12 protein-coding genes and 1 pseudogene are annotated in these 13,543 nt (G+C 54.2%); 4 read left to right on the top strand and 9 right to left on the bottom strand.

The features are described from left to right. Window positions 1-221 (top strand): annotated as a pseudogene (locus tag OGY17_RS16670) (IS110 family transposase); the annotation flags it as partial. Between the two features lie 170 nt (window positions 222-391). On the opposite strand, the gene OGY17_RS16665 reads toward OGY17_RS16670, so the two are convergent. The 3 genes from OGY17_RS16665 to OGY17_RS16655 are packed head-to-tail and all read right to left on the bottom strand — an operon-like array spanning window position 392 to window position 3,353. Then, window positions 392-1,354: a lysylphosphatidylglycerol synthase domain-containing protein gene (locus OGY17_RS16665; RefSeq protein WP_218659430.1), complete on the bottom strand. Its 963-nt coding sequence runs from the start codon at window positions 1,352-1,354 to the stop codon at window positions 392-394. Then, window positions 1,354-2,595 (bottom strand): cardiolipin synthase ClsB, encoded by a 1,242-nt coding sequence (gene clsB, locus OGY17_RS16660; RefSeq protein ID WP_032942766.1) that lies wholly within the window; start codon window positions 2,593-2,595, stop codon window positions 1,354-1,356. Before clsB ends, OGY17_RS16665 begins: the two co-directional genes overlap by 1 nt. Continuing rightward, window positions 2,592-3,353 carry an endonuclease/exonuclease/phosphatase family protein gene (locus OGY17_RS16655; protein ID WP_100272730.1) on the bottom strand — a complete coding sequence of 254 codons (762 nt, stop codon included), beginning with the start codon at window positions 3,351-3,353 and terminating at the stop codon, window positions 2,592-2,594. Before OGY17_RS16655 ends, clsB begins: the two co-directional genes overlap by 4 nt. Before the next feature lie 131 nt (window positions 3,354-3,484). Here OGY17_RS16655 and OGY17_RS16650 point away from each other — a divergent pair, with 131 nt between their 5' ends. Continuing rightward, the gene (locus OGY17_RS16650; protein WP_286607828.1) at window positions 3,485-3,895 is read left to right on the top strand and encodes a YbhQ family protein; all 411 of its coding nucleotides are present in this window, start codon (window positions 3,485-3,487) and stop codon (window positions 3,893-3,895) included. Here OGY17_RS16650 and OGY17_RS16645 read toward each other — a convergent pair. From OGY17_RS16645 to cecR, 5 genes are all read right to left on the bottom strand, one after another. Next, window positions 3,857-4,963, bottom strand: coding sequence for an ABC transporter permease (locus tag OGY17_RS16645; RefSeq protein WP_008784194.1), 1,107 nt, complete (start codon window positions 4,961-4,963; stop codon window positions 3,857-3,859). The genes OGY17_RS16650 and OGY17_RS16645 overlap by 39 nt on opposite strands. Window positions 4,964-5,078: 115 nt before the next feature. After that, a complete protein-coding gene (locus tag OGY17_RS16640) occupies window positions 5,079-6,212 on the bottom strand; it encodes an ABC transporter permease (RefSeq protein ID WP_003831545.1) in 1,134 nt (377 codons plus the stop codon). After that, window positions 6,205-7,941 (bottom strand): ATP-binding cassette domain-containing protein, encoded by a 1,737-nt coding sequence (locus tag OGY17_RS16635; protein WP_060682507.1) that lies wholly within the window; start codon window positions 7,939-7,941, stop codon window positions 6,205-6,207. Before OGY17_RS16635 ends, OGY17_RS16640 begins: the two co-directional genes overlap by 8 nt. Beyond that, window positions 7,934-8,929 carry a secretion protein HlyD gene (gene hlyD / locus OGY17_RS16630; RefSeq protein WP_008784196.1) on the bottom strand — a complete coding sequence of 332 codons (996 nt, stop codon included), beginning with the start codon at window positions 8,927-8,929 and terminating at the stop codon, window positions 7,934-7,936. Before hlyD ends, OGY17_RS16635 begins: the two co-directional genes overlap by 8 nt. After that, window positions 8,926-9,603, bottom strand: coding sequence for a transcriptional regulator CecR (cecR, locus tag OGY17_RS16625; RefSeq protein WP_003831550.1), 678 nt, complete (start codon window positions 9,601-9,603; stop codon window positions 8,926-8,928). Before cecR ends, hlyD begins: the two co-directional genes overlap by 4 nt. A 221-nt stretch (window positions 9,604-9,824) precedes the next feature. Here cecR and rhlE point away from each other — a divergent pair, with 221 nt between their 5' ends. Beyond that, window positions 9,825-11,171 carry an ATP-dependent RNA helicase RhlE gene (gene rhlE / locus OGY17_RS16620; RefSeq protein ID WP_286607826.1) on the top strand — a complete coding sequence of 449 codons (1,347 nt, stop codon included), beginning with the start codon at window positions 9,825-9,827 and terminating at the stop codon, window positions 11,169-11,171. 68 nt (window positions 11,172-11,239) lie between these two features. On the opposite strand, the gene OGY17_RS16615 is transcribed toward rhlE, so the two are convergent. Continuing rightward, the gene (locus OGY17_RS16615) at window positions 11,240-11,974 is read right to left on the bottom strand and encodes a GntR family transcriptional regulator (RefSeq protein ID WP_286607824.1); all 735 of its coding nucleotides are present in this window, start codon (window positions 11,972-11,974) and stop codon (window positions 11,240-11,242) included. A 202-nt stretch (window positions 11,975-12,176) separates the two neighbouring features. Here OGY17_RS16615 and OGY17_RS16610 point away from each other — a divergent pair, with 202 nt between their 5' ends. Then, complete coding sequence (locus tag OGY17_RS16610; protein ID WP_008784199.1) at window positions 12,177-13,529, top strand: class-II fumarase/aspartase family protein; 1,353 nt, start codon at window positions 12,177-12,179, stop codon at window positions 13,527-13,529. Window positions 13,530-13,543: the final 14 nt, after the last annotated feature.

Genomic DNA, 13,543 nt, shown 5'->3' with positions numbered 1-13,543 from the left:
GCGGCCATGTATCCCTGCGCAGGGCTCTGTACATGCCAGCGATGGTGGCAATAAGTAAAACGGAATGGGGGCGGGCGTTCCGCGACCGTCTGGCAGGAAACGGTAAAAAAGGGAAAGTGATAATAGGCGCAATGATGCGCAAGCTGGCGCATGTGTCTTACGGTGTACTGAAATCAGGTGAGCCGTTCGATGCGTCGAGACATGGGGTGATAACAGCCTGAAGGGAAGATGAATCAGGAAAAAACAGCGCCTGACGGCGCTGTGACTGGTCGTGCCTGCTATCCGTAACCGCGGAACCTGAAAAGGCTTGCAGGCGATAACAGTATCTACAGTTGTGTATCGAAAGTAGGCCGGATAAGGCGTTAAGCCGCATCCGGCACTATAAGCACCATCATTTCGCCATCGCCTTCTCGTTTTTTACCCGCAGCTTTTTCGCCCGACTCTCCAACAGCAAATAACACATCAGCGCCAGCAGTAGCGGAATAAAATAGTACAGCACGCGATACGCGAGCAGGGCAGCAATGATCGTGCCCTGAGACGTATTCTCTCCCGCCAGCAGCGCCATAAACACCGCCTCCAGCACGCCGATCCCCGCCGGAATATGCACAATAACCCCGGCAATACTGCTTACCAGCAGCACGCCAAGCACGAAGAAATAGTTAATATTCTGACCCAGCAACAACCAGATAATAGCCCCCATAACCATCCAGTTAGTCCCGGATATCGCCATCTGCGCGAGGGCAAATTTCCAGGAGGGGAGCACCAGCTTTTGGCCCTTGATGGTGATGTGACGATGTTTAGCGAAGGTGCAAAACCACAGATAAACAACAATAATCAGTAGCAGCGCTATGCCTAAAATGCGCAATGTGCCTTCATCGATATACCAGTGAGCGGGCAGTTCGACGACGCCGAAGGTAAATATAAAACCGCCCAGCAGAATATAGCCCAGCCAGTTAGTGGTAATGCTCAGCGAAAAAATCCGCGTTATTGTGCCCCCCGGCAACCCGAGACGCGAGTAGAGCCGATATCGCATCCCAATACCGCCCACCCAGGTGCTTAACGTCAGGTTGAACGCGTAACAGATAAACGACACCAGCATGACCTGGCGTTTTGCCAGCTTGTGCCCACAGTAGTAGCGCCCGAGCAGGTCATAACAGCCGTAAAGTAAATAACTGACGATCACCAACCCCACGGCACTGAGCAGGGCAATCCGATTATAATCGCGGATTACCGTCCACACTTCCTGCCAGTTGACCTTGCTGGCATAAACGACCAGCAATACGATCACCGCAATAAAAAAAAGCCATGTGAGGATCTTTTTCACTGACCGCCAGCGTCGGTGGTTTTTTGCCATCAGGTTTTCCCTCCTGCATCCTCAGTTTGTATACGGTCCTGAGTTTCCAGAGCGGGCTGCGCGGGCGGCTCTACCTCGGCCAGGTGCGGGGTATGCGCCGGAAGCCAGCCGACCAGCGCCGGGAAGTGGCGTAAAAAGTGGAAGGCCAGCACGCTCTTAGTCAGGTTCCACCAGGTGCGTTTTGGCAGCATGGATTCATCAACCCGTTTGCAGTCCTGCGCAATAATAGGGTTCAGGTTGTCGCGCAGGGTCTGGTTAAACGTGCGGTCATGAATAATCAGATTCGCTTCCAGATTCAGCGACAGGCTCAGCGGATCAAGATTGCTGGAGCCCACCGTCGCCCAGTGATCGTCCATCAGCGCCACTTTGCCATGCAGAGGTTTACGGCGGTATTCGTAGACATGGACGCCACCTTTAACCAGATAGTTGTACAGTAGGCGGGCACCCACTTTCACAATCGGCATATCCGGTTCACCCTGCACAATGAGTTTTACCCGAACGCCGCGTCGTGCTGCTTTACGCAGGGCATGCAGCAGGCGATAACCGGGAAAGAAATAGGCATTGGCAATGATCACTTCCCGTCGGGCCTGGGTCAGCATTTTAAGATAGTGGCGTTCAATATCATCGCGATGCTCTTCGTTATCGCGCCAGACGAACAGCGCCTGCGCTTCTCCGGGGCGATGATTGTCAATTGCCCGGTGATGACGTCGCCACCAGCGTCGTACGGCGCTTTGCCCGGGCAGGTTTTCCAGTACAAAGTTCAGAATGTCAGCAACGACTGGACCTTCAACGCGCACGGCGTAATCCTGCTTGGCCTCCGGGCCGTAATCCGACATATGTTCAGCGGAGTAATTGATGCCGCCGACAAAGGCAACACGGTCATCAATGACCACTATTTTTCGATGCATACGGCGAAAGAGATTGGTGCGCATTCCAAAAAGACGCGGACGCGGATCGTAGTAGCGGAAAACAACACCGGCTACGGTCAGCTCTTCAACAAAACTGTCGCTCAGATCCGGCGAGCCGTAGCCATCCAGCAGCACCTCTGCTTTGATTCCTCGTCGGGCGGCTTCGAGCAACGCGGCATGCAGCTGTTTTCCTACCGCATCTTCAAACCAGATAAAAGTCTCAAGGATAATTTTTTGCTGTGCCTGCTCAATGGCGTCAAATACGGCGGGGTAGAATTGATCGCCGTTTTCCAGCAGTTGAATTTGATTGCCTTCACGCCAGCCATATTTCATAAATGAATCTCCGCACTCAGAGGGGCATGATCGGACAAATGTCGCCAGTGACGCAGCGCAAGCGTCGTTGGGGTACTGGCATTCGCGTTTTTCACATAGATCCTGTCCAGGCGCAGCAGGGGAAACTGCACCGGAAACGTTCGCGCCGGGCGACCGTGGGCGCGGGTAAAAATCTCGTCAAGCCCAGCTTTGGCTTTCAACGGGCGATTGGCCGTTTGCCGCCAGTCGTTAAAATCTCCAGCAATCACCACGGGCTCCGCGTTGGGCAGGGCGTTAACCCAGTCTGCCAGCATCGAGAGCTGAGCCTGGCGGTGAGCTTCACGTAGGCCGAGATGCACACACATCACATGAATGGGGAGGGAGAGCATTGGCGGTACGATGCGGCAGTAAAGGACTCCGCGCTTTTCACTCGCACCGACTGACACATCACGATTTTCATAATGCTCAATGGGATACCGCGACAGCACTGCATTACCGTGATGTCCCTGCGGGTACACGGCGTTACGCCCGTAGGCGAAATCGCTCCACATCGTGTCCGCCAGAAATTCGTAGTGGCTGGTATCCGGCCAGTTCTCAATGTGCAGCGAATGCGCTTCGTGCGCCCCCATGACTTCCTGCAGACACACAATGTCTGCGCCGACGGTTCTGACGGCTTCCCGTAGCTCAGGCAAAATAAAACGCCGGTTGAAGGCGGTGAACCCTTTGTGAGTATTAATGGTGAGCACATTGAATGAAAATTGAACTCCCGATCCGCTCATGAGCCTCCCGATGGCGTCACTTCCTAAATAAAATAGTGTAGTCGTCGTCACAAAAAGATGCGGTGTTGCGGAATTTTCCGTAAAGTCCGGTACTCTGAACAATTAGTCGAAAATCCTTCAGGAGAATAGCCATGAGGTGGCAACAACGTGTTCGTGTCGCAACGGGTCTAAGTTGCTGGCAGATAGTGTTGCATTTACTGGTAGTGGCGTTGCTGCTAATGGGCTGGATGAGCGGCAGACTGGTGCATGTCGGCCTGGGATTGTGCGTCGTGTACGGCGTTACCGTTTTATTGATGCTTGCATTGCAACGTCACCACGAACAGCGCTGGCGCGACGTGGCTGATGTGCTGGAAGAGTTGACCACGACGTGGTATTTCGGTGCCGCAATGATTGTGCTGTGGCTGCTGTCACGCGTGCTGCAAAACAACGTTTTGCTGGCACTGGCGGGGCTGGTCATCCTTGCCGGACCCGCCGTGGTCTCGCTGCTGGCGAAAGACAAAAAGCTACATAACCTTGCGTCTAAACATCGCATACGCCGCTGATCCGGTCGTGGCCGCTATCACTAACAGCGGCCACAAGCTTCCCCAGACAATCTGCAGACTCGCATCTTTCAGGTAAATCTGTTTCGTGATGTCCGTAAAATGGCGGATCGGGTTTATCCACGTCAGATTCTGCAACCAGACCGGCATGTTTTCTACCGGTGAGACATAGCCCGAGAGTAAAATCGCCGGCATCATAAACACAAACACCCCGATAAACGCCTGCTGCTGGGTGGCGCACAATGACGAAATCAGCAGACCAAAGCCGACCAGCGACAGCCCGTAAATCACCATTGTGAAATAGAACAGCCCCAATGAACCGGCAAACGGGATGTGATAAGCCCAGATGCCGATCGCCAGCACAATGGTGGCCTGAAAAGTAGCCACAATTAGCGCGGGCACAGCTTTACCGATAAAAATCTGCCAGGTGGTAAGCGGGGAAACCAGCAGTTGATCCAGTGTGCCTTGCTCGCGCTCGCGGGCAACCGAGAGCGAGGTGACGATCATTACGCCGATGGTGGTGATCATGGCGATCAGCGACGGAACCACAAACCATTTGTAATCCAGATTCGGGTTATACCAGTTACGCACCACCAGCTCGCTGTTGTTCGGTTTCGGCTTGCCGTCCATCAGCTCCTGCTGATACTCCTTAACGATTTGTTGCAGGTAATTCGCGGCAATTTGCGCGCTGTTGGAGTTACGTCCGTCGAGGATAATCTGCATGGGAGCCTGCTGGAAGGTATCCAGATTACGCGAAAAATTGGCCGGGAAACGCACCAACAGCAGGGCTTTTTGCGTGTCGATGGTGGGCTGGATCTCCTGCGGGCTTTTCAACAGCAGAACATGCGTAAAGGCGCTGGCGCGGGCGAAGCGCTGGGTTAGCTCAACCGAATGTTTACCGTTGTCTTCGTTATAGATAGCGATAGTGGCGTTGGTGACTTCCAGCGTTGCCGCGAACGGGAACAGGATAACCTGAATCAGCACCGGTAAAATCAGAATGGCTCGCGTCTGCGGTTCGCGTAACAGCGATTGCAGCTCTTTGCGAATTAATGTCCATAAGCGATGAAACATGCCTGTCCTCTCAGTCCAGTTTGTAGGCCTGATAAGCTAAGCGCATCAGGCATAATGCCGGATGGCGACGTGAACGCCTTATCCGGCCTACGGCTACAATTATCCATACACGAATTTAATCCAGCCGACGTTTGGTTTTAAGCCACGTCAGGCCGATAAACATCACCGCCGAAGCGATTAAAAACAGCACGTTGATAATCAGCACCACCGGAATATTTCCCGCCAGAAACAGGCTTTGCAGGGTACTGACGAAATAACGTGCCGGAATAATGTAGGTTACCGCCCGGATGATCGCGGGCATGCTGTCTATCTGGAAGATAAAACCCGACAGCATAATCGAGGGCAGGAAGGCGGCGTTCAGAGCGACCTGCGCGGCGTTAAACTGGTTGCGGGTGATGGTGGAAATAAGCAACCCCATACCGAGTGTACTGAGCAGAAACAGGCTGGTAATGAAAAACAGGATCAGCAACGAGCCGCGGTAGGGCACGCCAAGAATAAACACCGACACCAGCATACACAGCAGCATCGCCAGCATGCCCAGAAAGTAATACGGGATCAGTTTGCACAGTAGGAGTTCGACGCGGGTGACTTCTGTCGACAGCAGCGCTTCCATGGTGCCGCGCTCCCATTCGCGCGCCACCACTAATGAGGTGAGGATGGCGCCAATCACCGTCATGATGATGGTTACCGCTCCGGGAATAATAAAGTGCTGGCTGATGGCCGCCGGGTTAAACCAGTAGCGGGTTTGTACGTCGATCAAAGGTTTGAACGATTCCCCACGATCTTCTGCCCGCTGTTGCTGCCAGATTTGCCAGATGCCTTCGACATAACCCTGCACAAAGTTGGCGGTATTCGGTTCGCTGCCGTCGGTGATCACCTGGATCGGGGCGACATCGTTAGGTCGCGCCATCTGCTGGGCAAAATCCACTGGGATCACCACCAGACCGCGAATGCGCCCGGCCTGCATTTTCTCAATCAGTTCCTGGCGATTATCGCTGATGGTGGCGTCAATATACGGCGAACCGGTCATGGTATGGGTAAAATCCAGCGCCTCTTCACTCTGCTGTTCGAGCAAAATCCCTACCCGCAGCTTGCTGGAGTCGAGGTTGATCCCATAGCCGAAGATAAACAGCAGCAGCAGCGGGATCACCACAGCAATCAGCCAACTGCTGGGATCGCGGACGATCTGGCGCGTCTCTTTCACGCACAGCGCGCGGACGCGACGCCAGGAGAGAGCGGAGTTACTCATGCGTATGCTCCTTATCCCAGTCATTGATTAGCGTGATGAACGCCTGTTCCATGGTCGGGTCCGGCGTGTCGCTGTCGGCAGCCTGAGCCTTCAGGTCGTCTGGCGTACCGCTGGCAATCAGTTTGCCGCGATACACCAGCCCGATGCGATCGCAGTATTCTGCCTCATCCATAAAGTGGGTGGTCACCATCACCGTGACGCCTTTTTCCACCATGCTATTGATATGCAACCAGAACTCACGACGGGTGAGGGGATCGACCCCGGAAGTGGGTTCATCAAGGAACAGAATGTCGGGTTCATGCATCAGCGAGCAGGCCAGCGCCAGACGCTGCTTAAATCCCAGCGGCAGTTCATCGGTGGCGTGGGATGCGATACTCTTCAGGCCAAATGCCTCGCTCATACGATCGATTTTCTCTTTCTGCGCCCGACCGCGCAGGCCGTAGACGCCGGAGAAAAAGCGCAGATTCTGTTCAACCGTCAGGTTACCGTACAGGGAGAATTTCTGCGCCATATAGCCCAGATGCTGACGCGCTTTACCGGAGCTGACTTTCAGGTCCATATCCAGCACCAGCGCTTTGCCGGAAGTGGGGACCAGCAGGCCGCACATCATTTTAAAGGTGGTGGATTTGCCAGCGCCGTTGGGTCCTAACAGACCAAAAATCTCGCCGCGCTGCACGGCAAAGTCTACGTGGTCGGTAGCGGCAAAATCGCCAAATTTCTTAGTCAGCGCTTTGGCTTCGATCACCGTTTCGCCTGGCGTGCCTTCCACGGTATGCAGGATAGCGCCCAGTGGGGACTCCGATGTTCCGGCTCCGCCGAGTAAATCGATAAAGGCATCTTCGAAGCGGGGGGCTGTTTCGTTGATGGTTATCTCCGGCATGCCGTCAGCGTTTTGGATCTGCTGAGCCGTAGCCTCTTTTTTCAGGATTAAACGGACGGATTTCCCCTGAATCATTCCGTCGCTGACCAGCGGCAGCTTTAACGCGCGTTGCAGCAGTCGGCGGTTGTTTTCCTGCGGACTACTCATCAGGAAGCTGCGACCCGCCATGGTTTGCGTAAGCTGGGTGGGATCGCCCTGGTATAACAGTTCACCTTCGTTCATCAGCAGCACATCACGGCATTGCTCTGCTTCATCCAGATACGACGTACTCCAGAGGATCAGCATGCCGTCCCCGGCCAGCTCGTGGACCATTTGCCACAGTTCGCGACGGGAAATAGGGTCGACACCCACGCCTGGCTCATCCAGCAGCAACACTTTAGGTTCGCCAACCAGCGTACAGGCAAGCCCGAGCTTCTGTTTCATGCCACCGGAAAGCTTGCCAGCCAGTCGTCCGGTAAATGGTCCCAGCGAGGTGAATTCCAGGAGTCGGGCAAAGGTTTTTTCTCGCGCTTCACCGGTGACGCTGCGTAAGTCGGCATAGAGATTGAGGTTCTCCATGACGGTTAAATCTTCGTACAGACCAAATTTCTGCGGCATATAGCCCAGCACCGCATGTAGTGCGCTGTCGTCTTTGATGGGGTCAAAACCAATCACTTCAGCACTTCCGGCATCAGGTTTTAATAATCCCGCCAGCATTCGCATCAACGTAGTTTTGCCCGCGCCGTCCGGCCCGACAAGCCCGGTCACGTAGCCTGCATGAACGGTACAGTCGAGCGGGGCGACGGCCGGTTTTTCCATTCCGGCAAAGTTTTTCGTCAGCCCTTTAAGCGTAATGACGGCGTCATTCATGCCGTGCCTCATCGCCAAACTTTATCGTTACCGGCATTCCCTGACGCAGCGCATCGTCCGCGTCGGTCACCACAATTCGCAGGCGATAAACCAGGTCGGTACGCAGGTCAGGAGTCTCGACCGTTTTCGGGGTAAATTCGGCGGTAGGAGAAACGAAGCCGATTTTGCCGTGATACGGTTTGTCCGGGCGGCCATCGGTATAAAGCAGGATCTCACGTCCTGGCTGCGCCTGGCTCAGATTTCGTTCGTCAACGTAAGCACGAACCCAAACCGGACGCGTGAGCGACAGCGTCAGTACCGTGCCCCCTTCGTTCAGCATGCTGCCGGGTTCAACTGCACGGGTGAGAAGCGTGCCGTCAGACGGCGAGGTCAGCGTGGTGTCATGCAAATTCAGCTCTGCCTGTGCCAGCTCGGCCTGAGCTTGTTCGAGCGTGGCTTTTGCCTGCTCGATGTCCTGCACACGATTACCGCTGCGATATTGCGTGAGTTTATCCTGTGCGGATTTCAGCGAAGCTAACGCCTGATCGCGAGATGAACGGGCGTTTTCCAGATCGTTGGCTGAAATGGTGCGGCTTTTCCACAATCCGACCTGCCGATTGTAAAAGTTCTGCGCGTAATCATAGGCGGCCTGCGCCTGTTTGACTGCCGCCGCGGTTTGCGCGATCTCTTCTTCGCGATACCCTGCCAGCATCAGATCGTATTGTGCCTGTGCGGCGGCAACGTTGGCTTTTGCCTGCATCAATGCGTTTTCATACGGTGCGCGGTCCAGTTCACCCAGCACCTGACCGGCGGTAATCGCATCGCCTTCGTCAACCGCCAGCGAGGCCAGCCTGCCGCCGACACGAAAACTCAGGTTGACGCTACGGATATCGACATTGCCGTATAGCGTCAGGCCGTTATCTTGCCGACTCTGATACCACCACGTTCCACCGGCAATCACGGCAACGAGGGCCGCGATAACCAGCCCGAGAACGACAGGTTTTTTCATGACTCCAGACTCCTTTGCGTTAAACCTTGCAGAATAAGATCGATGTGACAGGTGATCGTTTGGTCAATCAGCGCGGTTTTATCCTCATCAAATTGTGACCAGCCTGTACGCAACAGAATGGTTTCTTTCCCCAGACGAAAAGCCAGCACCTCGCCGAGTATGGCGTGGGTGTGCAGAATCATTTGGGTATCATTGGCATCTCCGCCCGTATAGGCGGCAATCAGGCGCGTCAGATGTGTATGTAGCGGATTGATAACCTGGTCGTGCACCAGTTGATAAGCCGCGGTGGGGGAAAGCTGTTCGCGCGAGATAAATTTGCTCAGGTTAACGGTGTCGTCCTGAGTTAACAGCATGATCATATTTTTGCAGGCGCGCAGGATCAGTTCGCGCATCGCGCCACGGTCCGGCTCAGGCTGGGCGAATAAACGCTCGGCCTCTTCAGCGTGCGGGCGAAACTGTGCACCGATAAAATCCGCAATCCACTGGGCGCAGGCGAGATATAAATCCTCTTTTGAGCCAAAATAGTAGGTGATAGCCGCAATGTTTTGCCCGGCCTGTGCAGCGATATCGCGCGTCGTGGCGTGCAGACCATACTCACCGAATTGCGCCAATGCGGCGGCAATGAGCTGGTTCTTCGCCTGTTCACCTTTGGTTGTCATGGTGGGTGTATTCATGGCACGACTCTGATCTTAATCAATCGATTGATTAAGATTATGACTGATGTGCAGCCTTGTCCAGTCCGGAGCGTTATTTTCCAGTGAAGGGATAATTTATGCGGCACATCACAAAAACTGCTACACTCCGCCCCTTCATGACATTGTGGTTTTTGTCATCTCTATTGTATGTATCTCCCTGAAAACGACACCGGTAACGGTCAGGGCGGTTCGGAGTTGTTATGTCTTTTGATTCCCTTGGTTTAAACCCTGAAATTTTACGTGCCGTTGCCGAGCAGGGTTACCGTGAACCTACCCCTATTCAGCAGCAGGCTATTCCTGCCGTGCTGGAAGGCCGCGATCTGATGGCCAGCGCCCAGACCGGTACGGGGAAAACGGCAGGTTTTACCTTGCCGCTGTTGCAGCACCTGATCACCAATCAGCCGCATGGTAAAAGCCGTCGTCCGGTTCGTGCGCTGATCCTCACGCCAACCCGCGAACTGGCGGCCCAGATTGGCGAAAACGTCCGTGATTACAGTAAGTATCTGAATATTCGCTCGCTGGTGGTCTTCGGCGGCGTCAGCATTAACCCGCAGATGATGAAGCTGCGTGGCGGCGTAGATGTGCTGATCGCCACTCCGGGTCGTTTGCTCGATCTGGAACACCAGAATGCGGTGAAACTGGATCAGGTTGAGATCCTGGTACTGGATGAAGCTGACCGCATGCTGGATATGGGCTTTATTCACGATATTCGTCGCGTTCTGGCGAAATTGCCGACAAAACGTCAGAACCTGCTGTTCTCGGCAACGTTCTCTGATGACATTAAATCGCTGGCCGAAAAACTGTTGCACAACCCGCTGGAAATCGAAGTGGCGCGTCGTAATACCGCGTCAGAGCAGGTTACTCAGCACGTTCATTTCGTTGATAAAAAACGTAAACGCGAACTACTGTCGCAGATGATTGGTCAGGGCAACTGGCAGCAGGTGCTGGTGTTTACCCGTACCAAACATGGCGCGAACCATCTGGCAGAGCAGCTGAATAAAGACGGCATCCGCAGTGCGGCTATCCACGGTAATAAATCTCAGGGTGCGCGTACGCGTGCGCTGGCTGATTTTAAATCCGGTGATATTCGCGTGCTGGTAGCGACCGATATTGCCGCGCGAGGTCTGGACATTGAAGAGTTACCGCACGTGGTGAACTACGAGCTGCCAAACGTCCCGGAAGACTACGTGCACCGCATTGGTCGTACCGGTCGTGCGGCCGCTACCGGCGAAGCGTTGTCTCTGGTGTGCGTCGATGAACACAAGCTGTTGCGTGACATCGAGAAGTTGCTGAAAAAAGAGATCCCGCGTATTGCAACGCCAGGCTATGAGCCAGACCCGTCCATTAAAGCTGAGCCGATCCAGAACGGTCGTCAGCAGCGTGGCGGCGGCGGTGGTCGTGGGCAGGGCGGAGCAGGGCGTGGACAGCAGCCGCGTCGTCAGGATGGCGGAGCGCCAAAAGCGAAGCCGCGTAATGGCGAAGGCAAACCGGCAGGTGATAAACCTCGTCCACCGCGCCGTCCGCGCAAACCGTCTGCAGCGCAGTAATTTACCTTGCTGTATGGCAGTATAAACACGCTAGCTGGCCTACACACTGTGTAGGCCGGCTAGGTCAATCACTCCCCCGAACTTTGCGATTTCAGCACGATTGAGCAGGTATATCGTCCTGCCGGGTGAATCGAAATCGTCGTCTCAAATACTTTCCCGTCCCTGTCCAGATAACGACGCACGATTCTCATCGCTGGTGAATCAGGTGCAACATTGAGGATCTTTGCCACCTTTTTTGGCACGCCGACAGCCGTAATGGTCTGGTGCACCTCATGACTTTTGATACCGTAATGGGTTTCGATCAAATCGCTGATTAGCGAGTGTGGGTCGTCACGGATGTACGTACGCAGCTTGGCGTAATCCGTGCTGGCATAACTGTCCGTCCAGCAGATTGGCGCATCGGGGTTTTGCGCATCTTCGCGAGTGCTGGCAATGTGCAGCCAACGGGAACCTGGTGGGCAGCCAATCATCTGGGACAGCTCTATGTCCGCCACAATCTCATCGATTTTCTTGATGACGCGCAGATTGTTTTTGGCTAGCAGCAACAGATCCTCAAGATGCGATAGCGGGTGATTGACGCCGTTAGCCTTAGGTTCGCGAACGCGAGTTCCCGCGCCTTTACGCCGTGATATCAGACCTTGCTCTGTTAATTCCCTTAGCGCCTCACGCATGGTGTGGCGGCTGACCTGCCATGTTTCACACAGTTCCATTTCCGTAGGAAACAGCGAACCGGGGGCAAAGGTTCCCACCGCAATTTGCTGCGCCAGTTCACGTGCTATTCGCTTGTACAGAGATTCTTTCATCGCAGTTTCATCAAAATATTAGTGATCTTTATCACGAAAATTTGTACGGACTATTCCCTACATTTCTTATGAATACTATAAATGTCCGTACATTCAAATGTACGGACATTTGTTTATGTCTGGACATTGTGGCGGCATTTGAATATCCAACAAACTGCCGTAAACACGCATCTTATCATTATCAGATTTTCCAGGGGGATTTATGGCTTCGAATGTACTTGATTCTGTTCTGTTCAGGGATTCTTTCGGCACACCGGCGATGCGCGCGGTGTTTGACGATCGCGAGCTGGTGCGCAAATACGTGGAAGTGGAAGTGGCATTAGCTAAAGCTCAGGCACGCTGCGGTGTGATACCCGAGGCTGCGGCACAGGAAATTGCTGAAAAATGTAATGCCGACACGCTCGATTTTGATTTATTGCGCCATGAAACCGAAATTGTGGGTTATCCGATCCTACCGCTGGTCCACCAGATTTCTAAACAGGCTGGCGAGTCTGGCGGTTATGTGCACTGGGGGGCCACCACTCAGGACATTATGGACACCGCAGTGGTTCTGCAAATTCGTGATGCTTTTGCGCTCATTGAGTCCGATATGGACAAACTCCGCGCCACGCTGGCCGATCTTTCACGCCGCTACCGTGATACGCCGATGGCCGGGAGAACCCATTTACAACAGGCTTTGCCCGTGACATTCGGTTACAAAGCGGCCATCTGGCTGGATATGTTTGAACGCCACGCGGAACGTCTTTCCCAGGCGCGTCCTCGTGTATTGGTCGGCGAATTTGCAGGAGCGGCCGGTACGCTGGCATCGCTGGGGGATAAAGGGCTGGCGGTACAAAAAGCGATGATGGAAGAGCTTGGGCTAAATGTCCCAACATCCACCTGGCACGTCGCGCGTGATGGTTTTGCCGAAGCGGTGAACCTGTTAGCGGTGATTACCGGGTCGCTGGGCAAGATTGCCTACGACGTAATGCTGCTGGCAGCAAATGAGTTTGGCGAACTGTATGAGCCGTTTGTTAAAGGGCGTGGCGCCAGCAGTACCATGCCGCAGAAACGCAACCCTATTTCCAGCGAGTTGATGCTGGCCTGTGCCAAAGGCGTTCGCCAACAGGCAGGGTTGATGCTTGATGCGATGGTGCAAGATCTGGAGCGTGCAACCGGGCCGTGGCATGCCGAATGGATTGCTATCCCAGAAAGTTTCGTGCTCAGCGCGGGGGCATTGCATCAGGCCAATTTTATGCTGGCGGGGCTGGTGGTCGATGAAGAGGCGATGAAACGTAACCTCGGCATGACTAATGGATTGATTGTGGCTGAAGCGGTCATGATGGGGTTGGCTCCGTATATTGGTCGTCAGGATGCACATGACGTGGTGTATGACGCCTGTCGTATCGTCAACGAACAAGGTGGACGATTGGCTGATGTGCTGAATGCGATGCCATCTGTCTCTGAACGACTGGACCCACAGTTGATTGAAAAACTGACCGACCCGGCAAATTACCTTGGAATGGCACCGGCGATGGTGGATCAGGTATTAGCAAGATACATGTCGCGGAAATGAATGCTCTCGGGCTA

Source organism: Citrobacter sp. Cpo126 (assembly GCF_030332445.1).
Classification (GTDB): Bacteria; Pseudomonadota; Gammaproteobacteria; order Enterobacterales; family Enterobacteriaceae; genus Citrobacter; species Citrobacter portucalensis.
Note: the sequence above shows the minus strand (reverse complement) of the source record. Positions and strands in the feature narration are given on the sequence as shown.